The organism is Amycolatopsis jiangsuensis, assembly GCF_014204865.1.
Taxonomy (GTDB): domain Bacteria; phylum Actinomycetota; class Actinomycetes; order Mycobacteriales; family Pseudonocardiaceae; genus Amycolatopsis; species Amycolatopsis jiangsuensis.
Genome location: NZ_JACHMG010000001.1, coordinates 3,631,503 through 3,651,986 on the forward strand (window position 1 = coordinate 3,631,503; position 20,484 = coordinate 3,651,986).

21 protein-coding genes are annotated in these 20,484 nt (G+C 70.3%); 16 read left to right on the forward strand and 5 right to left on the reverse strand.

What is annotated here, in order from left to right; translation table 11 throughout:
* Positions 1–142 precede the first annotated feature (142 nt).
* The 4 genes from BJY18_RS16010 (at position 143) to BJY18_RS16025 (ending at position 2,749) form a co-directional block, all read left to right on the forward strand.
* A complete protein-coding gene (locus BJY18_RS16010) occupies positions 143–742 on the forward strand; it encodes a hypothetical protein (RefSeq protein WP_184780741.1) in 600 nt (199 codons plus the stop codon).
* A gap of 88 nt (positions 743–830) precedes the next feature.
* Positions 831–1,409 carry a GNAT family N-acetyltransferase gene (locus BJY18_RS16015; RefSeq protein WP_184780742.1) on the forward strand — a complete coding sequence of 193 codons (579 nt, stop codon included), beginning with the start codon at positions 831–833 and terminating at the stop codon, positions 1,407–1,409.
* Between the two features lie 52 nt (positions 1,410–1,461).
* Entirely contained in the window at positions 1,462–2,226 is a 765-nt protein-coding gene (locus BJY18_RS16020) for a nucleotidyltransferase domain-containing protein (protein ID WP_184780743.1), read from the forward strand.
* Positions 2,227–2,230: 4 nt separating this feature from the next.
* On the forward strand, positions 2,231–2,749 hold the full coding sequence (locus tag BJY18_RS16025; RefSeq protein WP_184780744.1) for a GNAT family N-acetyltransferase: 519 nt from the start codon (positions 2,231–2,233) through the stop codon (positions 2,747–2,749).
* A gap of 50 nt (positions 2,750–2,799) precedes the next feature.
* Here the strand turns inward: BJY18_RS16025 and BJY18_RS16030 are convergent, their stop codons facing one another.
* The 3 genes from BJY18_RS16030 to BJY18_RS16040 are packed head-to-tail and all read right to left on the reverse strand — an operon-like array spanning position 2,800 to position 6,153.
* Positions 2,800–3,555: an SDR family NAD(P)-dependent oxidoreductase gene (locus BJY18_RS16030; RefSeq protein WP_184780745.1), complete on the reverse strand. Its 756-nt coding sequence runs from the start codon at positions 3,553–3,555 to the stop codon at positions 2,800–2,802.
* Positions 3,556–3,587: 32 nt separating this feature from the next.
* Positions 3,588–4,580 carry an LLM class flavin-dependent oxidoreductase gene (locus BJY18_RS16035; protein WP_184780746.1) on the reverse strand — a complete coding sequence of 331 codons (993 nt, stop codon included), beginning with the start codon at positions 4,578–4,580 and terminating at the stop codon, positions 3,588–3,590.
* A gap of 34 nt (positions 4,581–4,614) precedes the next feature.
* Positions 4,615–6,153 (reverse strand): acyl-CoA synthetase, encoded by a 1,539-nt coding sequence (locus BJY18_RS16040; RefSeq protein WP_184780747.1) that lies wholly within the window; start codon positions 6,151–6,153, stop codon positions 4,615–4,617.
* Positions 6,154–6,279: 126 nt separating this feature from the next.
* Here BJY18_RS16040 and BJY18_RS16045 point away from each other — a divergent pair, with 126 nt between their 5' ends.
* The 8 genes from BJY18_RS16045 to BJY18_RS16080 all read left to right on the forward strand — a co-directional run bounded on the left by BJY18_RS16045 (position 6,280) and on the right by BJY18_RS16080 (position 15,461).
* On the forward strand, positions 6,280–6,897 hold the full coding sequence (locus tag BJY18_RS16045; protein ID WP_184780748.1) for a TetR family transcriptional regulator: 618 nt from the start codon (positions 6,280–6,282) through the stop codon (positions 6,895–6,897).
* Positions 6,898–7,014: 117 nt separating this feature from the next.
* A complete protein-coding gene (locus BJY18_RS16050; protein WP_184780749.1) occupies positions 7,015–8,394 on the forward strand; it encodes a serine hydrolase domain-containing protein in 1,380 nt (459 codons plus the stop codon).
* Positions 8,395–8,421: 27 nt separating this feature from the next.
* Entirely contained in the window at positions 8,422–9,990 is a 1,569-nt protein-coding gene (locus BJY18_RS16055; RefSeq protein WP_184780750.1) for an ABC transporter substrate-binding protein, read from the forward strand.
* A 37-nt stretch (positions 9,991–10,027) separates the two neighbouring features.
* On the forward strand, positions 10,028–11,020 hold the full coding sequence (locus BJY18_RS16060; RefSeq protein WP_184784640.1) for an ABC transporter permease: 993 nt from the start codon (positions 10,028–10,030) through the stop codon (positions 11,018–11,020).
* Between the two features lie 63 nt (positions 11,021–11,083).
* Positions 11,084–12,925 carry a dipeptide/oligopeptide/nickel ABC transporter permease/ATP-binding protein gene (locus BJY18_RS16065; protein ID WP_184784641.1) on the forward strand — a complete coding sequence of 614 codons (1,842 nt, stop codon included), beginning with the start codon at positions 11,084–11,086 and terminating at the stop codon, positions 12,923–12,925.
* On the forward strand, positions 12,922–13,896 hold the full coding sequence (locus BJY18_RS16070; protein ID WP_184780751.1) for an oligopeptide/dipeptide ABC transporter ATP-binding protein: 975 nt from the start codon (positions 12,922–12,924) through the stop codon (positions 13,894–13,896). The genes BJY18_RS16065 and BJY18_RS16070 overlap by 4 nt, the downstream gene beginning before the upstream one ends.
* A 40-nt stretch (positions 13,897–13,936) precedes the next feature.
* The gene (locus BJY18_RS16075; RefSeq protein ID WP_312873860.1) at positions 13,937–14,761 is read left to right on the forward strand and encodes a GNAT family N-acetyltransferase; all 825 of its coding nucleotides are present in this window, start codon (positions 13,937–13,939) and stop codon (positions 14,759–14,761) included.
* Positions 14,762–14,864: 103 nt separating this feature from the next.
* Entirely contained in the window at positions 14,865–15,461 is a 597-nt protein-coding gene (locus BJY18_RS16080) for a GNAT family N-acetyltransferase (protein ID WP_312874104.1), read from the forward strand.
* Positions 15,462–15,912: 451 nt separating this feature from the next.
* Here the strand turns inward: BJY18_RS16080 and BJY18_RS16085 are convergent, their stop codons facing one another.
* A complete protein-coding gene (locus BJY18_RS16085) occupies positions 15,913–16,326 on the reverse strand; it encodes a nuclear transport factor 2 family protein (RefSeq protein WP_184780753.1) in 414 nt (137 codons plus the stop codon).
* 81 nt (positions 16,327–16,407) lie between these two features.
* On the opposite strand from BJY18_RS16085, the gene BJY18_RS16090 reads away from it, so the two are divergent.
* The 4 genes from BJY18_RS16090 (at position 16,408) to BJY18_RS16105 (ending at position 19,226) form a co-directional block, all read left to right on the forward strand.
* Complete coding sequence (locus BJY18_RS16090; RefSeq protein WP_184780754.1) at positions 16,408–16,923, forward strand: winged helix-turn-helix transcriptional regulator; 516 nt, start codon at positions 16,408–16,410, stop codon at positions 16,921–16,923.
* Positions 16,920–17,267 (forward strand): hypothetical protein, encoded by a 348-nt coding sequence (locus BJY18_RS16095; RefSeq protein WP_184780755.1) that lies wholly within the window; start codon positions 16,920–16,922, stop codon positions 17,265–17,267. Before BJY18_RS16090 ends, BJY18_RS16095 begins: the two co-directional genes overlap by 4 nt.
* A gap of 294 nt (positions 17,268–17,561) precedes the next feature.
* Positions 17,562–18,368: a TrmH family RNA methyltransferase gene (locus tag BJY18_RS16100; protein ID WP_184780756.1), complete on the forward strand. Its 807-nt coding sequence runs from the start codon at positions 17,562–17,564 to the stop codon at positions 18,366–18,368.
* A gap of 45 nt (positions 18,369–18,413) precedes the next feature.
* A complete protein-coding gene (locus tag BJY18_RS16105; RefSeq protein ID WP_184780757.1) occupies positions 18,414–19,226 on the forward strand; it encodes a TrmH family RNA methyltransferase in 813 nt (270 codons plus the stop codon).
* A 52-nt stretch (positions 19,227–19,278) separates the two neighbouring features.
* On the opposite strand, the gene BJY18_RS16110 is transcribed toward BJY18_RS16105, so the two are convergent.
* Positions 19,279–20,262, reverse strand: a complete 984-nt coding sequence (locus BJY18_RS16110; protein WP_184780758.1) for a S1 family peptidase — start codon at positions 20,260–20,262, stop codon at positions 19,279–19,281.
* Positions 20,263–20,484: the final 222 nt, after the last annotated feature.

A 20,484-nucleotide genomic window follows, 5' to 3' on the forward strand; every position in this document is an offset into this window, starting at 1 on the left:
GAGAGCACTGTATATTACAGTTGAGATCTCAGTGGTCATGTGTTGTTATCTCTCACTGTTCGGACCGAGTGTCGTCGCGTTCGAAGCACCGGGCTCACTGATCCGGACTGGGGAAGCAAGACTGGGGGAAGCAATGAGCGGCATGGCTTTACAGAGGACGGCCGCGGCCGGGCCTGTGCAGGATGGTCGCCGGCTTCGTGTGCTCGCCGTGGTACTCGCGTTGTGGGCGTTCGGCTACGCGGGTTACCGAGCCTATTACGCGGCGGGTGGCACGTTCGGCCTGATCGGGACACCGGTCTCGGCTTCGCAGTTTCAGGTCATCAACGCGGTCGGCGCCGCGATCATTCTGGTCGCGGCGGTGGTGCCGCTGGTCGGCGTGCGGGTTCGGTCGCTGCGGCGGGTCATGCCCGTGCTGGGTTGGCTCGGTGCGGTCGGCTGCTGCATGCACGCGCTGGTCGACAGCACGCTTCGGGTACTCAGTGTCACTGGGGTACACCCGACGCAGCTGCCCGCGAGTACGTGGCAGTCCTTCGACCGGCACGCCGCCGACCTGCAGGATCTGCTGCTGAACGAGCCGTGGTTTCTCGTGGAGGGGCTGTTGTGGGCGGCGTGGGCACTCTGCTTCGTCAGTCCCCGGCGGCAGCGGCAATGGCTCGGGTCAGCGCTCGTGGCCTGTCTCGCGCTGAGCGTGACCGGTGTGCTCAGCGGGGTGGGCGTGCTCGGTTCGTTCCACCTCGGCTGACTCGGAAAACCCTGCCAGCACACGAAACTCTGTTCGAGGGCGTCACCACGGAAACCTGCTCGACGAGAGCTGTACCAAGGAGTGCCGAATGACCACCAGTTCGCCGGGGGCCACACCCCTCGGGCCCGGGGCCGAAATGCGACCGCTGCAGCCCGGGGACGCGGAGGAATTCCTCACCCACGTCGACCGCGGACGCGAGTTCGTCGGCCGCTTCGTCCGGCTCCCGGATGTCGTGACCGACCTCGGGTCGGCGCGCCAGTACCTGGCCACCTACGCACAGCGCCTCGCCACCGACACGGGGCGCCTCGACGGGATCTGGTCGGACGGTCTCCTCGTCGGCGGAATCATGCTGCGCACGATGAACGTACCCGAGCAGTTCGCCGAGCTCGGATGCTGGCTCGAGCCGTCGGCGGTCGGCCGCGGCCTGGTGACCCGCGCGGCCCGCGTGCTCATCGAGTGGGCCGTCGAGCAGCACGGTATCCACCGCCTGGAATGGCGAGCCTCCCCGCAGAACACCGCGAGCACCTCGGTCGCCCGCCGGCTGGGCATGCAGCGCGAAGGCCTCCTGCGCGAGCACTACCTGCACCGTGGGAAGCGGCACGACGCGGAAGTCTGGTCGCTGCTCGCCCCGGAATGGCGCCGGCAGTCCTCGACCCGGCCGGCCTGACCCTCGCGAGCACTGCACTGTCCACTGTGGTCGAATACTGGCGGAGCGCCGAATGTTCACCGAGGAAACACGTGAAGCCCTGCAACACACCCTGATCGACTCGGCCCGCCAGGACGAACGGGTGGTCGCGGCCGCGCTGGTCGGCTCGAGCGCCACCGGCGGGCAGGACCGCTGGTCCGACATCGACCTCGCGCTCCGGCTCGGCGCGGAGGTGGATCGGGACACCGTGCTGGCCGACTGGACCGAGCGGATGCGGCAGCAGCACCTCGCCGTCGACCATCTCGACGTCTCGGGACCCGGTGCGATCTACCGGGTTTTCCTGCGTGCCGACTCCTTGCAGGTCGATGTGTCCTTCTGGGAGTACGACCGGTTCCGGCCGACCGGTCCACGCTTCTCCCTGCTGTTCGGGGAGGCGCTGGAAGCCGGCATCATCGAGCCGGAGCCTGCCACCCGGCTCGCCGGATGGGCGTGGCTGTACGCGCTGCATGTGCGGTCGGCGATCGCACGCGGCCGCGTCTGGCAGGCCGTCCATCTGATCGGCGGAATGCGGGATCACGTCGTCGCGATGGCGTGCCTTCGCCATGGCCTCCCGGCCACGCAGGGCCGCGGCGTCGACGACCTGCCGCGCACGATCACGGATCCGCTCGCCGCGACCCTCGTCGCATCGACCGGCGTGACGGCTCTACACGAAGCCTTCACCGCGACGTGCTCCGCCCTGGAGCGCGAGGTAGTCGAGATCGACGCGGATTTGGCTGCCCGGATCGGGCCGGTACTACGGAAAATGGTGACGAGTTCCGCCCCCGCCGCGGAAGGATGAGCGAATGATCGACGACCTGCCCGCCGGATTCGGCGCCCGTCGCCTCGACGAGGAAGACCATCTGCCGGTGCTCGCCGTCCTGGACAGCTGGTGGGGCGGCCTCAAGGGCCCGGCGGGAGCGAAAGAACGCGCGCTGCTTCTCCCGCGGTTGTACTTCCAGCATTTCACGAGCACCAGTTTCGTGGTGGAACGCGACAACGGGGAGATGGCGGCTTTTCTGATCGGCTTCCTGTCCCAGACCGAGCCCGAAGCCGCGTACGTGCACTTCGTCGGCGTCGATCCGGCGCTGCACGGCCGGGGCATCGGACGTGCGCTGTACCGGGCGTTCTTCGCGCTCGTCCGGGAACACGGGCGCCGTCACGTCTCCTGCATCACCAGCCCGCAGAACTCGGCGTCGCAGGCATTCCACACGCGGCTCGGCTTCACGACCTCCGCGGTGAAGCCGGGGTACGACGGCCCCGGGCTGGACCGGGTGGTGTTCGGCATCGATCTCGGCGCAGGCGCCCGAAACAGCGGGGCGTGAGCCGGGAACGGCCGGCGGGTTCCCCCCTGCGGGACCCGCCGGCCGGGACGTCACACGAGGGAGGCGCTCAGCCCGCCGTCGAGGACGTAGTGGCTGCCGGTGACCCAGCTGGCCCGGTCCGACGCCAGGAACGCCGCCACCTCGGCGATGTCCTCCGGGGTGCCGAGCCTGCCCTGCTTCTGGGCCACCAGGTCGGCGAACGGAACCTGGGTCGCCGCCTCGAAATCAGGCACCAGCCGGTCGACCATGGCCGTGTCGGCGAAGCCGGGGCAGACCGCGTTGACCCGGATGCCCGCCGCCCGCATCTCCACCGCGGCGACCCGGGTGAGCTGGATGACCGCGGCCTTCGTCGCGCAGTAGGACCCGAGCAGCGGGCTGCCGCCGACTCCGGCGATCGACGAGATGTTGACGATGTTGCCCTTGGACTCCATCAGGTGCGGGGTCGCCGCCTTCATCGTCACGAACGTACCGCGGACGTTGACCGCGAAGATCTTGTCGAAGCTCTCCGTGGACTGCTGCAGCAGCGGTGAGGAGACCTCGATCCCGGCGTTGTTGACCAGGACGTCGAGACCGCCCAGCTGCTCGACCGCCTGCGCCACGGCGGCCTGGACCTGCGACTCGTCGGTGACGTCGCAGTTGGCGACGCCCGCGGCGCCGATCTCCGCGGCCGACTGCTTGGCCGAGTCGGCGTTCAGGTCGCTCACCACGACCCGGGCACCGCGCTGGGTGAACAGCGCCGCGATCGCCTTGCCGATCCCGGCACCGGACCCGGTGACGAAGACGCGCTTTCCGTCAAGTTCGGGCATATTTCGTTCCTCTCACTCCGTTGTGGGGTTGTTCAGGCCGCTTCGACCTTGGGCAGGATCTCTTCCTTGAGCCGCTTCATGTCGTCCAGGGTCTTGGCCACCGGGACGTCCTGGAACGGCGGCCACAGGAACGGCATCGTCAGCCCGGCTTCCTTGTACCGCTTGAGCTGGTCGGTGATCTGCGCGGCCGAGCCCACGAGCAGGTTGCTGCCCTTGCCCAGCGGGCTCTGGTCGGCGTCCTCGTCGGTGATCACGAACCAGATCATGCTGGAGATCTCGAGATCGTCGACCGAACGCGGGGTGTCGAGTTCCGCCAGCTCGCGCTGGATCTCCGAACGCCACCGGGTGATGTCCTCGGGCGAGTCCTGGATGCCGATCCAGCCGGCCAGCCCGTACTTCGCGATGCGCGTCGCCGCGCGCTTGGGGTCCTTGAGGCCGCTGAAGAAGATCGGCGGATGCGGCTTCTGCACCGGCTTGGCGCCGAACCCGCTGCGCTGGAAGTCGGCGAACTCGCCGTGGTACTCGAACAGGTCGTTGGTCCAGATCCCCTGCAGGATCTCCAGGGTCTCGCGGACGTGCTTGTTGCGCTTCGGGTAGATGTGCGAAGCGCTGGCCGCGTCGAACTCCTCGGGCATCCAGCCCGCGCCGACGGCCACGTTGAGCCGGCCGGCCGCGAGGTGGTCGATGGTGGCCAGCTCGGCGGCGAGCACGCCGGGCGAGCGGTAGGGCGTGTCGATGACGCTCATGCCGATGCGGACCTTGGACGTCTTCGCGGCCAGCCACGGGATCAGCGGCATGCCCTGGAGGAACTCACCGCGCGAGCTCACCGGAAGACCCTTGGGGAAGCCCTCGATCCGGCCGAACGCGTACTGCATTTCCTCGCTGTCCGACGTCTCCGGCACGATGATCCGGTCGAGGGTCCAGACGGAGTCGAAGTCGAGGTCCTCGGCCTGCGCCGTGAGGTCCTCGAGTTCCCGGACGGTCACCTTGTCCCGGAAGTTCGGGAGATAGAGCGCGAGTTTCATGGACGGACAGCCTCCTTGCTGCGTTTTCTTCCAGTTACCGGTGTGCCGGGTGGAGCGTGGTGCGGATGTCGGTTTTCAGGACCTTGCCGATGGCCGACCGCGGGAGTTCCGGCCAGACTTCGATCTGCTTGGGCGCCTTGACGCTGCCGATGCGCTCCTTGACGAACGCGATCAGCTCCGCGGCGTCGAGTTCGGTACCGGGCTGCAGCTGGACGACGGCGGTGACCCGCTCCCCCCATTTGTCGTCCGGCAGGCCGATCACCGCGCAGTCGCGGATCGCGTCGTGCGCCATCACCGCCTGTTCGACCTCGGCCGAATAGACGTTGAAACCGCCGGTGATCACCATGTCCTTGGCACGGTCGACGATGTGGAGATAACCCTCGTCGTCGAGGAACCCGATGTCGCCGGTGTGGTGCCAGCCGTGCGCGGAGGCCTCCGCGGTGGCCTCGGGGTTGCGGTAGTAGCCCGCCATCACCAGCGAGCCGCGAACGCAGATCTCCCCGCGTTCTCCTCGTGGTACCGGGACGCCCTGCTCGTCGAGAATCGCCACGGTGACCAACGGCGACGGCCGTCCCGCCGAGGCCAACCGTCCGGTGTGGACAGTGCCGTCCGGACGGCGGTGCTCGGCGGGCGACATCGTCGAGATCATCATCGGCGCCTCGGACTGGCCGAACAGCTGGGCCATCGGGCCGATGCGGTCCAGCGCCTCGGTCAGCCTGGCCGTGGACATCGGCGCGGCGCCGTACCAGAAGCACTGCAGGGACGAGAGGTCCGTGGAGTCCAGCGACGCGTGCCCGAGCACCATGTAGATCAGGGTCGGCGGCAGGAAGGTGTGCGTGACCCGGTGCCGCTCGACCAGTTCGAGGAACCGGCCGACGTCGGGCTTGGCCATGATCACCACCTCGCCGCCGCTCGCGAGAATCGGGAAGCACAGCACCCCGGCCGCGTGGGTCAGCGGCGCCAGCGCCAGGTACACCGGACGTCCGGCGAACGGGTAGCTCATCAGCACGATCGCCGACATGACCTCGAGGTTGCGGTCGGTGAGCATGACTCCCTTGGGGCGGCCCGTGGTGCCGCCGGTACCGACCAGTGCGACGACCTCGTCGGGCGGTGCCGCCGCCGCAGACGGATCGTCCTGGGCGGCACCGAGCCAGTCGTGGAAGCCCACCGCGCGCTCGTCGCCGTCGCCGAGGCGCACGAGGGTGGTCAGCTTCGGCAGCTTCGGCGCGATCTGCCCGACCAGATCGTCGAAAGCCGGCTGGTAGATCAGGGTGGAGCAGTCGAAGAGGTCGAGCAGCTCCGCGTTTTCCCCTGCCGCGTTGCGCGGGTTGATCGGGCACCACACCGCGCCCGCACGGGAGATGCCGAAGACGCAGGTGAACGCGTCCGGGTCGTTGGCAGAGAGGATGCCGACCTTGTCCCCCGGCGCGACGCCCGATCGCCGCAGCGCGCGGGCGACCGCCTCGGCCAGAGCGACGGTTTCTCCGTAGGACCGCGAGACCCCGTCGAGAGTCAGGCAGGGCGCGCCGGGATCCAGCGACGCGCCTTTCTCCAGGTAGAAGAACAGAGACATCGTCGTCCCTCCTGAATTCTGTCCGCGGCACCGAAGGCTGGTGAAGACCTTGGCCGCCGGTTGGACGAATGTCAAGATTTTCTTGGACGATTGGTCAGAGAACCGCTCGATGGTATCTTCGGCCTCGTGACCAGTGCAGCCGCCGTGAGGCGCCGGACCCGAGCCGACAAGTTCGAGGACCGGCGGCGCGAACTCGCGGACGCGGCGCTGCTGGCGCTGGCCGATCTCGGCTACGCCCGCACGAGCCTGCGCACGATCGCGGAGCACACCAAGTTCTCGCACGGGTTGCTGCACTACTACTTCGCCGACAAGGTCGAGCTGATCACCTACTGCGTGCGCCGCTACAAGGCCGCGTGTGTGCAGCGTTACGAGGGCGGCGTCCGCGAGGTGACCACCGCGGAGGAACTCGCCACCGCCTGCGCCGAAGGGCTGGCGGCGACGCTCGAAGAAGCCCCGGTCATGCACCGGCTCTGGTACGACCTGCGCACGCAGTCGCTGTTCGAAAAGGCTTTCCGCGACGACGTCGCCGAGATCGACGAAAGTCTCCAGAACATGATCTGGCGCAACGTGGCGGCCTACGCCGCTCTCTCCGGCGCCGAGCCGACGTGCTCACCGTCCGACGCGTACGCCCTGTTCGACGGCCTGTTCCAGCAGGCGCTGCTACGCCACCTCGCCGGCGCCGGAGAGGCACTCGACGAACTCCGCCGCGGTGCCCGTGAGCTGTTCCCCCGGCTGGTCGGCTGAAGCGCGACCAGCCGAGGCTTCGTCTGCGAGACCGCTTCGTCGGGTACGCCAGCTTCGGTGCCCACATCTGTCGCAGCGGACCAACTTTTCCCGGCGGCTCGGGGCTACGTTCGCTCGATGGCGAAGCTTGGCGAGATGCGCGGGCGACTGGAGCGGGAGCTGCCCGCCTTGCTGGAACGACACGGGGTGCCCGCGGCCGCGATAGCGGTGGTGGCCGGGGACGAGGTGGCCGAGGTGGCGGCCGGGGTGCTCAACACCGGGACCGGCGTCTCGGCCACGACCGATTCGGTCTTCCAGATCGGCTCCATCACGAAGGTCTGGACGGCCACGCTCGTGCTGCAGCTGGTGGACGAGGGCCGGGTCGAGCTCGACGCCCCGGTCCGGCGCTACCTGCCGGACCTGCGCCTCGGTGACGAGGCCGCGGCCGCGGCGATCACGGTGCGGCAGCTGCTGAGCCACACCGGCGGGTTCGAGGGGGACATCTTCACCGACACCGGTCCCGGCGACGACTGCGTGGAGAAGTACGTGGCGACGCTCAGCGACGTTGCCCAGCTCTTCGACCCCGGCGAGTTGTTCTCCTACAACAACGCGGGTTACGTCGTGCTCGGCCGGATCGTCGAGGTGCTGCGCGAAAAGCCGTACGACGAATGCCTTCGCGACCAGCTGGCCACCCCACTGGGCCTGACGCACTTCGCGACCGGCGCGAGCGACGCGATCCGGTTCCGTGCCGCGCTCGGGCACATCGCGCCCGAGCCGGGCGCGGACCTCGTTCCCGCGCCGATGTGGTCGCTGATGCGGTCCAACGGACCAGCCGGTTCGGTACTGTCGATGACCGCCCGCGACCTCACGACGTTCGCGCGGATGCATCTCGCGGGTGGCACCTGGAACGGGCACGAGGTGCTGAGCGCGAAGAGCGTCGCCGCCATGCCGCAGCGTCAGGTCACCGTGCCGCCGCTGGGCATCATGGGCGACGGATGGGGACTCGGCTGGGAACTGTTCGACGCCGCCGGCGGCCCGGTGTACGGGCACGACGGCAACACCATCGGACAGGCGGCATTCCTGCGGCTGGCTCCGGAACAGGGTGTGGTCGTGGCTCTGCTGACCAACGGCGGCGACGCGATGAGCCTGTACGCCGAAATCGTGCCGGCGCTGCTGCGCGATCTCGCCGGCGTCGAGGTGGAACTGCCGCCGAAGCCACCCGCCGAACCGGAGCCGTTCGAGGCCGCCCGGTACCTCGGCACCTATTCGAGCACGCTCGCCGACCTCGTCGTGTCCCAGGACGACGGCGGCCGGGTCTGGCTGGAACAGCGGCCCAAGGGCGTCGCCGCCGAGCTGGCCGCCGCGCTGCGTTCCGAACTCGTCCGGCTCCGCGACGACACCCTGATCCTTCGCGAGGCACAGGAAGGAATCCATCTGCCCCTGGTCTTCCTCGGCGACGACGGCGACGGGCACGCCCAGTACGTCCACTCCGGACGCGCGACCCGCCGCGCCGGCTGACACCGCGCGCACGCACCTGGAGGAGCGATGAAGAAGACCATTGCGGCGCTGGCCGGTGCCGGCGTGCTGACCGCGGCGCTCACCGCCTGCGGAGGCGGCGGACAGGGCGGCTCGGTCGTCGAGGGCGGCACGTTCACCTACCTCATCGGCAGCGATCTGGGCACCCTCGACCCGCAGTTCACCACCCTGTCGGTGGCCATCCAGGCCGGCAAGTTCCTCTACGACTCCCTCGTCTCCCTCGATCCCAAGGGCGAGGAAACCGCCGCACTCGCGCAGCAGTGGGAGGGCGACACCACGCACGCGAAGTACACGCTGCGCAAGGGCGTCACCTGTTCCGACGGTTCCCCGCTCACCGCGAAACAGGTGGCCGACAACATCAATTTCGTGACCGACCCCGCCAACGGGTCGTCGATGCTCGGGCTGACGGTCCAGCCGGGGGTGCGGGCGACCGCCGACGAAGCGGCCGGCACCGTCACGGTCACCGCGGCCGCTCCCGACGCGTTCCTGGTGCGCAACGTCGGCAGCCTGCCGATCGTCTGCGCGAAGGGCATGCGCGATCGCGGGCTGCTGAAGCAGGGCTCGGACGGCACCGGCATGTTCACCCTGACCGAAGCAGTTTCCGGTGACCACTACACGTTCACCCGGCGCAAGGACTACCGCTGGGGCCCGAACACCGGCGACCCCCGTGGCATGCCGGAGCACGTGGTGCTGCGCGTGGTCGGCAACGAGACCACCACCGCGAACCTGCTGGTGTCCGACCAGGCCAACGCCGCACAGGTGAACGGCCCGGAGCGGCAGCGGCTCGACGCGATGGACCTGGAAAAGAAGGCCACGCAGGCCATCCTCGGTGAGATGTGGTTCGACCAGGCGCCCGGCCTGCCGACCGCCGACGAGGCGGTCCGCCGCGCGCTGACGCAGGCCCTCGACCTCGGCCAGCTCGGCCAGGTACTCACCAGCGGTACCGGCCGGCCGACCGACGGGCTCGTGGCGCCGGGCATGGGGCCCTGCGGTTCCAGCGGTCTCGCCGGACTGCTGCCGAAGTCCGACGCGACCGCCGCGAAGTCCGCTTTGGACTCCGCGGGCTGGGTCGCGGGCGCGGGCGGCGTCCGCGCCAAGGACGGCAAGAAGCTCAGCGTCTCGTTCTACTACCCGACCACGCTCGGCTCGACGATGCAGGCGGCCGCCGAGCTGGTCCAGCAGCGCTGGAGCGCGATCGGCGTGCAGGTCGAGGTGAAGGGCATGACCGACGCGGAGAGTTCGCAGATCCTCGCGCAGAACAGCTGGGGCGCGGCACTCGTGCCGCTGACCACCGTGCTGCCCTCGCAGCTGGTGCCGTTCTTCTCCGGCCCCGGCGGCACGAGCGGGAACAACTTCGCGCAGGTGCACAACCCCGAGTACGACGCGGCGGTCAAGGCCGCCTCCAGCCTCACGGGCACGTCGGGATGCGGCAAGTGGGCCGACGCGGAGAAGGCCCTCGTGCGGGCGCTGAACGTGGTGCCGTTCGTGAACAGTGTCCGGCCGACCTACGTGCAGGGCGCGCGGTTCGACCTGGCCGAAGGCTCCATCATCCCCGGCTCGATCCGGATGCTCGGCTGAGCGGAGGCGGTTTCCCTTGGGAAGCACAGTGAGCACCTTGGACACGGCGTCCCCGGAGAGCACCGTCCGTGGCCGCTCCGGCGAGCACGTCTGGCTGTCTTTCGCGGTGCGCCGGCTGGTCCGGCTGCTGGTTTCGGTGTGGGTGCTGCTGACCGCGGCGTTCGGGATGATTCACGTGATTCCCGGCGATCCGGTCCGTGCGGCACTCGGCCAGAACGCCCCTGCCGCGCTCGTGGAGGCGCGGCGGGCGGCGCTCGGGCTCACCGATCCGTTGTGGCAGCAGTACCTTCGCTACCTCGGTGACCTGTTCACCGGGCACTTCGGCACGTCGATGAGCACCGGGCTGCCGGTTTCGCAGGTGATCGCGGACCGGTTGCCGGCGACGGTGGAGATCGCCGGGTACGCCTTCCTCGTCGCGGTGGTCGTCGCCGTGCCGCTCGGCGCGGGCATGGCCGTGCTGACCCGCGGCGGCAGACGCGGCCGGACCGAGCTCGCGTTCACCTCGACGACCGTCGTACTGGCCGCGATCCCGGAGTTCCTCCTCGCGGTCGGGCTGGTGTTCGTGTTCGCGGTCAGCTTCGGCTGGCTGCCGGTGGCCGGCCGCGGCGACCCGGCGTCGTACCTGCTGCCGGTGGCGGCGCTCGCGATCGGCCCGGCCGCGGTGCTTTCGCGGATCGTGCGGGTGGAGATGCTCGCGGTGCTGCACGCGGACTACGTCCGCACCGCACGGGCGAAACGACTGCCGTCCGCGGTGGTCTACCTCCGGCACGCGCTGCCGAACGCGCTGACCGCCACGCTGACCGTCGCCGGGATGCTGCTGGGCGCCATGGTCGCCGGGACGGTGCTGGTCGAGAACGTGTTCGCCTGGCCGGGACTCGGCAGCACGATCGTGCAGTCGATCATCGCCAAGGACTATCCGCAGGTGCAGGCGGTGGTGCTGGTGTACGGCCTCGGCGTGCTGCTGGTGAACCTCGTCGTGGACGTGGCGATCGCGGTGCTCGATCCCCGGTCCCTGAAGAAGGAGGGCTGAGCTGTGCGCCGGACGAGGTGGACTGCCGCGGTGCGCACGCCGACCGGTGCGACCGCCGCAGGGATGCTGCTCCTGGTGCTCCTGCTGGCGATCGCCGCGCCGATCCTGTGGACGCACCAGGCCGAGGCCGTGGACACCGGCCAGATCCTGCGGGGCGTGTCCGGGGAACACTGGGCGGGCACCGACAACCTGGGCCGCGACATCTTCTTCCGAGTACTGGTCGCCACGCGGTTCTCGATCGAACTGGCAATGGCCGCAACGGCACTCGGAGTCGTCGTGGGACTGGTGCTGGGTACCGCGCCGCTGCTGCTCGGCAGGCGAGCGGGCCGGCTCGTGGTCGCGGCCGTGGACATCGCGGTGGCGTTCCCCGGTCTGCTGCTCGCGTTGTTCTTCGCGGTGATCTTCGGGGTGGGCACGAAGGGCGCGGTGCTGGCGATCGGCTTCGCCGTCGCACCCGCCTTCGCCCGGCTGACGCACACCCTTGCCGCCGGGGTCAGCGGACTGGACTACATCGCCGCGGCCCGGATCACCGGCGCCGGACGGATCCGGGTACTGGTGCGGCACGTCCTGCCCAACATCGCCGAACCACTCGTGGTGAACGCGACCATCGCCGCGGGCGGCGCGCTGATCTCCTTCGCCGGGCTGTCCTTCCTGGGACTCGGCGTGCAGCCGCCGTCCTACGACTGGGGCCGGTTGCTCGGGGACGGGTTGACCGGGCTGTACCTGCATCCCGCGGCCGCGCTGGCGCCTGCCCTCGCGGTCGTGGTCGCCGGGCTGGCGTTCAACCTGTTCGGCGAGGTCGCGGCGAAGGCACTTGGGCACCCGTCGCCCGGACAGAAGATCCGCTCCCGCGCGAAAGCCGCCGTGCCGGTGGAGAAGCCCGCCGTCTCGTCGCCGGACGGTCCGGTGCTGGTGGTCGAGGATCTGCGAGTGAGCTTTCCCGGGCCGGACGGTCCGGTGCACCCGGTGCGCGGCGTCGGGTTTTCCCTTCGCCGCGGGGAAACCGTGGGCGTGGTGGGGGAATCGGGCTCCGGCAAGAGCCTGACCGCGCTCGCGGTCGCCCGGCTGATCGAGGAGCCCGGGCAGGTGCGGGCAGAGCGGGTGGAGTTCCTCGGCCGGTCGCTGCTCGGCGACGAACGGGCGTTGCGGCCGCTGCTCGGCGCGTCGTTCGCGATGGTCTTCCAGGACCCCTCGTCGTCGTTCAACCCGACCCGGCGGATCGGTGCCCAGCTGGCCGAAGTGGCGCGGTACCACCGGGGAATGCGGCGCGCGGACGCGTTCGCCCATGCGGTGGACCGGTTGCGCGCGGTGCGGCTGCCGGCGGCGCAGCGGCGGGCGAAGCAGCTGCCGCACGAGTTCTCCGGCGGCATGCGTCAGCGCGCGATGATCGGGATGGGCTTGATGGGCAAGCCGGCGCTGATCGTCGCCGACGAACCCACCACCGCGCTGGACGTCACGGTGCAGCGCCAGGTACTGGGGCTGCTGCGGGACGTACGCGACGCCGACGACGTGGCGATCCTGCTGATCAGCCACGACATCTCGGTGATCGGCCAGATGTGCGCGCGGGTGCTGGTGATGTACGCGGGGCAGATCGTGGAAGACCTGCCGACCACGGACCTGGCGGCCGCGCGACACCCGTACACGCGTGCGCTGCTCGCCGCCGTGCCCGGCCTGGACACCGACCGGGACCAGCCGCTCGCGGTGATCCCCGGCCGGCCCCCTGAGCCGGGGAATCCGCCGCCGGGCTGTGCGTTCGCGCCTCGCTGTCCGCTCGCGGACACCCGCTGCGAGACCGAGCAGCCGCCGCTGGAGGTCGACGACGAGGGGCGCCGGGTCGCGTGCTGGCACGCGGGCGACACGGTACCGCCGGACGCGACCGCGGTCGGAGCGGGAGAAACACGATGACGGATCTGTCCGAAGTGGATGGTGCAGCCGACGTGACGGGTGAACTGCGCTTCGACGACGTGTCGGTCCGCTACGGCGGCCGTCGTCGTGGCACGACAGTGGTCGACGGAGTGACGCTCACCGTCCCTTCCGGGGCGACGGTGGGTCTGGTCGGCGAGTCCGGTTCGGGGAAGTCGACGCTGGCGCGCGCGGCCGTGGGCCTGGTCGAACCGTCCGGTGGCCGGATCGTGCTCGACGGGAAGCCGGTGCCCCGGCCGGGTCCGGTGCAGATGGTCTTCCAGGACCCCTATTCGTCCCTCGATCCGCGGATGACCATCGGTGCTTCGATCGCCGAAGCGCTGCCACGCGGGCAGCGTGACCGGCGCGGCGAGGTGGCCCGGCTGCTGGAGCAGGTCGACCTGCCCGCCGACCGGGCCGGGCAGTATCCCGCGCAGCTGTCGGGCGGGCAGCGGCAGCGGGTCGCGCTCGCCCGTGCGCTCGCGGCCCGGCCCGAGGTGATCATCGCCGACGAGATCACCTCCGCACTCGACGTCTCCGTGCAGGGCACCGTGCTCAACCTGGTCCGTGACCTGCAACGGCGGATGCGGCTCTCGCTGCTGTTCATCTCCCACGACCTCGCCGTGGTTCGCTACGTCAGCGACTTCCTCGCGGTGATGTATCTCGGCCGGATCGTGGAACAGGGCCCGGCCGCCGACGTCCTGCGCGATCCGCAACACCCCTACACCCGCGAACTGCTGGCGGCGGCCGGCGCGGGCGTCCCGGACGACACGCTCGAAGGCGAGCCCGCGGATCCGCAGCACCCGCCGTCGGGCTGCCGGTTCCACCCGCGTTGCCCGGTGGGGCCGCTCGTGCTGGACGACCGGGAGATCTGCCACGACACCGCACCGGCCGGCACCGGACACCGCCACCACGCCGCCTGCCACTTCGCGACGGCCGCGTCCGCTCCGGACACCGCGGGGCGAACCGGATGACCCAGCGCGTCGCCGACCTGAGCGCACCGGAGATCCGAGCGTGAGCGCGCGAGCGGTGGACCGGAAGGCCGAGGTTGTCGCCACCGCCGCGGCTGCCGCGGCGGGCGTGCGGATCCGCGAGCTGTCCGACCTGTCCGAGCTGCAGTCGGTGCAGCGGCTGTTCGAACGAGTGTGGCGCACCGACGAAGCCGGCGTGCCGATCACGGCCGAACTGATGCGTGCGCTGACGAAGGCCGGCAATTACGTCGCCGGTGCCTACTCGGGCGACGAGCTGGTCGGCGCCTGTGCCGGGTTCTTCGGCACCCCGTCCGACGAAGTCCTGCACAGCCACATCGCCGGCGTGTCCCCGGCGGTGCGCCGTCACGTCGGGTTCGCGGTGAAACTGCACCAGCGGGCGTGGGCACTGCGGCGCGGCATCGCGGTGATCGAGTGGACGTTCGACCCGCTCGTGAGCCGTAACGCGTACTTCAACCTCGGCAAGCTCGCGGCCACCGCGGCGGAGTACCTGCCCGACTTCTACGGCGGGCTCGGCGACGGCATCAACGTCGGCGACGAGAGCGACCGGCTGCTGGTGCGCTGGCGCATCGACGGCGCGGAAGTCGCCGGCGCCTGCGACGGGGTCCCCCGAACGGTCGACGCCGGCGCGGCCCGCGCCGCCGGAGCACTCGTCGCGCTCGACCGTTCGGCGGACGGCGCCGCGGTACCCGGGCTGGTGGAAGGTGACCAAGTCCTGGGCAAGCAGCTGACCGGCACCGGACGCGTCACCGGATTCGACAGGGCCGGCTGGTACCTGGTTTCCCGGGGCACGCCGGCCTCACCCAGGTCCGGAACGGGGCGTTCGCCGGGCTTCGACGTGCCCCGGTGATCCAGTACCATCACCGCTGATGACCGCGAACACGCCCCAGTCGGCGCTGACCGGGAGCCCAGGACCGTGGGCGGCCGGTGGGCCCGGCTTGACCGGCTGGGCAGTGCGGTTGCGGGAGATCCGGGCCGCGGACCACCGCACGCTGGCCGGCTTCGACCGGGATTCGGCACGCAACAACGATCCGCAGGTCGGGGGCTATCGGCACTGGGCCGCGCATCGGGGTGACCCGGCCGATTCCGGCGACGACTTCCACTTCGCGATCGAGAAGCTGCGCACCGCGACGCTGGTCGGGTCGATCTGGGTGCAGGCCGACGCGTCCGCCGACCGGTTCAGCTACGGCATCGGGATCGGCGTGCACCACCGCCGCTGCGGCTACGCGGCCGACGCTGTGGCCACGCTGCTCGCGTTCATGTTCGGACACCGCCGGTACCGCGAGTGCGAGGTCAGCATCAACGGCGGCAACTTCGCCTCGCTGGCGCTGCACGGCGACCTCGGCTTCCACGAGGAGGGCCGGCCGCGCGACACCGAACTGCAGTGCGGAGAAGTCCGGTACCCGGTGCTGATGAGCATCACCGCGGACCAGTTCGCCGCCCACCACCCGGTCCTGGCCGCGGCCCGAGGCGCGGACCGCCGCTGGCGAGGCCGCCACGGCCGAATCCGCCGCCGAGGCCGGCACTGGCCACTCGACCAACCACGCTGACTCGGCCCACGTTCGGTCTCACTCAGCCTCGGTCAGCGGGTTGCCACAGTCGACAGCCCTCCGGGGGAACCGGGTGGCCGGCGGTCGCAGCCCAAACCCGAGTCGCCGGCGGTCTCAGAGCAGAGCCGACCAGCCGGACAGCTGCGCGAGGAGCCGGAGCGGCCCACTTCCGCCCGACGAACCCGGCCGCCACGGCAGCCGCTCGCACCAGCCGAGTCGACGAAGTCCGCTCACCGAAGCCAAGTAGCTGACGAAAGCCGCTCACCGGGGCCGGACAGTGTGGCGACAGTCCGCCGACACCGGTCCGCCGACACCGGCACGCCGAGTCCGGTCAGGCGACGCCCGTCAGCGCGGGCCGATCCGCCGCCACCGAGCCGCCGAGTCCGGCCGGCCGGCGCTGGTCAGCCGTGGTTGGCCAGCCGGGGACAGTCAACCGGAACCGGTCAGCCGTTCAGGAAGCGCGGCCCAGGCCCGCGTCGACGACCTTGGTGTCCTCGAGGACCCAGTCGTCGGTCATCCGGCCCCAGCGCAGGGTCAGCCATTGCGTGGCGTTGTTGCGGTAGGCCGTGCCGTCGGGGAGGGTGCCGCCGACCACCAGGCGGATCGCGACCCTGGTTCGCCACGGCCAGCCGCTGAGTGCGACGTCCTCGACCTCGAACCGCAGGTCGGTGAAGCGGGCGGCGAACGAGTGCAGCCAGTCCCGGATGGCGTCGCGGCCCTGCCAGCTCCCGCCGATCACGGTGTCGCCGACGACGGTGAACCGCAGCCCCGCGGCCGACATCCGCGACGGTGCGTCGAGGTCGCCGGTGTTCACCCTGCGCCAGATCCCGCGCACGATCCGGCTCACGACGTAGTGGTAGGGCATTGCCACACCTCCATGGGTTCTGTAAGTGAACTCGGATGCTAGCTGAGTTCTCGTACAGAACGCACCTGATATCCTTCCGGGATGGCCCGGACCGACTACTCCGATTTCGCGTGCTCCGTCGCCCGCAGCGTGGAGGTGATGGGCCAGTGGTGGACCCCACTGATCCTGCGTGACCTCTACCTCGGCGTGGACACCTTCGACGAGCTGGTCGCCGACCTCGGCATTTCCCGCAGCCTGCTCACCCGCCGGCTCAACGGGCTGGCCGAGGACGGGGTGATCCGCCGCGAGACCTACAGCGACCGCGGCGACCGCTACCGCTACCTGCTCGAGCCCGCGGGCCACGACCTGATCCCCGTGCTGGCCGCGCTGAGCGCATGGGGAGACCGCTGGCACACGCCGGAAGGCGGTCCCCCGCTGCTGTTCGAACACGAGGGTCACGAGTGCGTGCCCACTGTGGCCTGCTCGACCTGCGCGCAGCCGGTGACCACCGCCGACCTCGTCCCGGTGCCGGGCCCCGGCTCCCGCCCGGTCCGCGGCACCGCGGTCGTCGCCTCCCGCCCGTTGGGTCCCACCGCAGAACCGAGGAAAAGCCGATGACCTTCCTGCAGAACGCGGCGCGGCTCGTCAATCGCGCGATGCTGCCGCTCGCCGCGTCATCGCGGTGGAGCCGTGCGCTGGGCGGTCGGATGACTGTCGTCACCTACACGGGGCGCAAATCCGGTCGGGTGTTCTCCATTCCCGTGACGTACCGGACCACCGGTGACCGCTTCGTCATCGACATCGCGCTCCCGGACCAGAAGACGTGGTGGCGCAACTTCACCGGAGACGGCGGCCCGCTCGCCCTGAAACTCGACGGGTCCGACCGCAGGGGCCACGGTGTCACCGTCCGGGACAGCAAAGGCACGCGGGTCGAGGTCCTGCTGGACCCGGCCGAAGGCTGACAGGTGACCGGCCCGGGCTCGGCCGGCTCCAGCCTGACCGCGGCAGCCGGCCGCACCGGGTCAGCACGATCCTGATGCGCAGCCTCACGGCAATTCGTCCCGAGTGACGAGTCCCCGTTCCGGCGCGCGTCTCCGCATCGTCACGGCGGACAACTCCTGCACTGGCCGAGGAAATCCGGGCCGAAAGCAGTGCATCGTCACCTGGGCGGGATACCGTGCTGATCGCCGGGAAGGCGGAATCCGTCCCGGGTATCGTGAGGTGGCACTGAAACCCGGCGACACACGAGCGGTGGCATGGAACTCCAGCAGATCGGCCTGCAGCATCCGGCGGCGAACCTCGTCCGGGACATCCAGCACAACCGATCCGGTATCCCGCGCCGTACGTTCGTCGCCGAGGGGCTGTTCGAGAACAACATCGTGCTCGAATCCGGGGTCGCGGTGGAGACCTTCCTGTGGTGTCCCGAAGCGTCCTATTCGGACGAATCGCGGACGCGGGCCGAGCAGCTGGCCGGGCGGGCCCGGCGGGCCTACCGGATCTCCGAAAAGACCCTGGCGCGGCTGGCCGAGCGGCCGAATCCGGACGGGTTGCTCACGATCGCCCGGCTGCCCGACTGGGAGCCGGAAGAGTTCGCCTTCGGTGAGGACGCGCTGGTGCTGGTCACCGACGCACTGGAGATTCCCGGGAACCTCGGCACGCTGCTGCGCACCATGGACGCCTGCGCCGCGGACTGCCTGGTGATGACGAACCGGCGCACGCGCATGACGCATCCGAAGGTGCTGCGCAGCAGTCAGGGGATGAGCATCAAGGTGCCCTCGTTCGACTTCGACGACACCGGCGAAGCGATCGGCTGGCTGGAGCGCAACGACTTCCGGGTCTACCTCGCCGACACCGACGAAAGCGTCAACTACCGGCAGCTGGATTACCGCGGGCGGACCGCGCTGGTGGTCGGCAGTGAGCGGTTCGGCATCTCCCGGCCATGGTACGAGAGCGGTTTCCAGCGGGTCGGGATTCCGATGCTGGGGTCGGCGGATTCACTGAACGTGTCGGTGTCCGCGTCGGTGCTGCTGTACGAGGCACGGGCGCACAAGAGCGGCTGGTAGGCCGGGATAGCATGCCGGCGTGACCATCCGCTGCGGAGAACCCTCGTGACCGGCCTCATCACCAGCGCCGCCAACCCGCTCGCCAAGCGGGTCCGCCAGCTCGCGGACCGCAAGCACCGGCGGGCCGAGGAGGCGTTCGTCGTCGAGGGACTCCAGCCGGTCTGGTGCGCGGTCGAGGCCGGGTGGGACATCGAGACGCTCATCGTCGCCCCCGATCTGCTGGCAGGGGCGCCGGCGCGACGCATGGTCGAGGAGCGGGAACGCGCGGGGGTCGCGGTGGCGCGGGTCAGCGCGGACCTGTTCGCCCGGCTCGTCGACCGGGACGGGCCCGGCGGGCTCGCGGCGATCGTGCGCACTCGCCCCGGCGGTCTGTCCACTCTGGACGCTCCATCCGGCGCGATCTTCGTGGCACTGCACCGAATCGCCAATCCAGGCAATCTCGGCACGATCATCCGCACGGTGGACGCGGTGGGTGGCGCCGGCGTCATCCTCATCGGCGACACGGTGGATGCGTACTCCCCCGCCGCGGTCAAGGCCAGCATGGGGTCGCTCTTCGCCGTCGACGTGGTGCACACGCCGGACGCGGGCGCGTTCTTCGGCTGGGCCGCCGAGCGGGGCGTCACCGTGCTGGCCACCTCGGGCACCGCGGACGGCGACCACTGGCGCGCCGGCTACGAACCCCCGCTCGCCGTCCTGCTCGGCAGCGAACGGGAGGGCCTGCCCGAGGACCTGCTGGCCGCCGCGTCCCGCCGGCTGCGGATCCCCATGGTCGGCACGGTGGACTCGCTGAACATCGGGGTGGCCGCGTCGATCGTGCTCTACGAGGCCCGCCGGAACAATCCGATCACCGGCAGCTGAGCGCGCCGTCGCGGGCGGGCGAGTCCGCCCGCCCGCCCGCGACGGCGGGTGATCAGGACTGCGGCAGCGTCACGCCGTACCGCTCGGCGGACAGCGTCGCCGGGAAGAAGCACGACGTCGAACCGTCACCGCCGGACAGCGTGCCGAGGCCCTTGCCCCCGTCGTAGGCCGGGCCGCCGGAGTCACCGCCCGCGGACTTGGCCGTGGTGCAGAATTCGTGGTAGACGGTGTATCCCTCGGCCTCGAAGGTGTAGTCGACCTTGGTGACCTCACCGGAGGTGACGCCCGAGGTGCGGCCGTCGCGCTTCATCTGCTCGCCCACCACCGCGTCGGCGAAGCTGGTGATCTTCGTGCCGTCGGTGGTTTCGCTCGGTCCCTCGCCCGAGGCGTTCTCGATGAGCAGGTTGTCCTCGTCCGGGAACTTGTAGCCGACGGTCTCGCCGCCGTTCCACGGTCCGCCCCCGCCCAGCACCTCGCAGTGCCCGGCCGACAGCATCAGCTTCTGGCCGTCCTTCTCCACGTTGAAACCGTTGGAGCACAGGCCGCTGCCGTTGCTGATCTCGTCGCCGCCCTTGATGAACAACGACATCTCGCCCGCGTGCCGGTCGACGCGCACCAGGTCGCCGTACTGCTGCACGGTCTTGAGCAGCGAGGCCTTCTCCGCCGCCGGGGTCGCGTCGTAGACGTCGACGACCACCTGGTTGTGGGCGATGTCGAGGCCCCAGCCGGCGTTGGGCACACTGCCGAGGGAGTCGAGGTGCTGCTTGACCCCAGTCAGCTCACCCAGGCTGTGCTGCACCACCTTCGCGGTCACCCCGGAGGACTGCGCCTTGGCCACGTCGGCGTCGTTCAGCACGGTGACCACCGGCTTGCCCGCGTCGTCGAGGTAGTAGCCGCCGGTGGCGGCGCCGAAGCTGTTCATCACCGCGGCCGGTTCCATCGCGGCGGTCGCCACCGGCGTCGTGGCCGCACCGAGCGCCAGCGCGCCCACTGAGGCGATCCCGAGAACTCCGATCTTGACACGAGTCTTTCGCATGCAGTCCTCCCTGGTCCGACGGCCCGCGACGGGCCGGCACGGTCTGACGGGGAAACGCGGACAGGATCCGCGGCATTACGGTCGGTAAGAAACTGACACGCTCCATCCTGCCCGGCCACCAACCGGGACAACACCGACGAACGTCGTAACCCGGGCCCTGCCGATGCTGCTTCTCAGGGGCTTCTCGGACAACACTGCCCGGCCGGTCGAAAGCGATGCTCC

Coding starts and splice junctions, on each gene's coding strand:
- BJY18_RS16090 (WP_184780754.1), top strand. CDS start 16,408: ATGGCCCGGACCGACTACTCCGATTTCGCGTGCTCCGTCGCCCGCAGC.
- BJY18_RS16035 (WP_184780746.1), bottom strand. CDS start 4,580: ATGAAACTCGCGCTCTATCTCCCGAACTTCCGGGACAAGGTGACCGTC.
- BJY18_RS16025 (WP_184780744.1), top strand. CDS start 2,231: ATGATCGACGACCTGCCCGCCGGATTCGGCGCCCGTCGCCTCGACGAG.
- BJY18_RS16100 (WP_184780756.1), top strand. CDS start 17,562: ATGGAACTCCAGCAGATCGGCCTGCAGCATCCGGCGGCGAACCTCGTC.
- BJY18_RS16085 (WP_184780753.1), bottom strand. CDS start 16,326: ATGCCCTACCACTACGTCGTGAGCCGGATCGTGCGCGGGATCTGGCGC.
- BJY18_RS16030 (WP_184780745.1), bottom strand. CDS start 3,555: ATGCCCGAACTTGACGGAAAGCGCGTCTTCGTCACCGGGTCCGGTGCC.
- BJY18_RS16020 (WP_184780743.1), top strand. CDS start 1,462: ATGTTCACCGAGGAAACACGTGAAGCCCTGCAACACACCCTGATCGAC.
- BJY18_RS16095 (WP_184780755.1), top strand. CDS start 16,920: ATGACCTTCCTGCAGAACGCGGCGCGGCTCGTCAATCGCGCGATGCTG.
- BJY18_RS16065 (WP_184784641.1), top strand. CDS start 11,084: ATGCTGCTCCTGGTGCTCCTGCTGGCGATCGCCGCGCCGATCCTGTGG.
- BJY18_RS16015 (WP_184780742.1), top strand. CDS start 831: ATGACCACCAGTTCGCCGGGGGCCACACCCCTCGGGCCCGGGGCCGAA.
- BJY18_RS16055 (WP_184780750.1), top strand. CDS start 8,422: ATGAAGAAGACCATTGCGGCGCTGGCCGGTGCCGGCGTGCTGACCGCG.
- BJY18_RS16110 (WP_184780758.1), bottom strand. CDS start 20,262: ATGCGAAAGACTCGTGTCAAGATCGGAGTTCTCGGGATCGCCTCAGTG.
- BJY18_RS16040 (WP_184780747.1), bottom strand. CDS start 6,153: ATGTCTCTGTTCTTCTACCTGGAGAAAGGCGCGTCGCTGGATCCCGGC.
- BJY18_RS16050 (WP_184780749.1), top strand. CDS start 7,015: ATGGCGAAGCTTGGCGAGATGCGCGGGCGACTGGAGCGGGAGCTGCCC.
- BJY18_RS16070 (WP_184780751.1), top strand. CDS start 12,922: ATGACGGATCTGTCCGAAGTGGATGGTGCAGCCGACGTGACGGGTGAA.
- BJY18_RS16010 (WP_184780741.1), top strand. CDS start 143: ATGGCTTTACAGAGGACGGCCGCGGCCGGGCCTGTGCAGGATGGTCGC.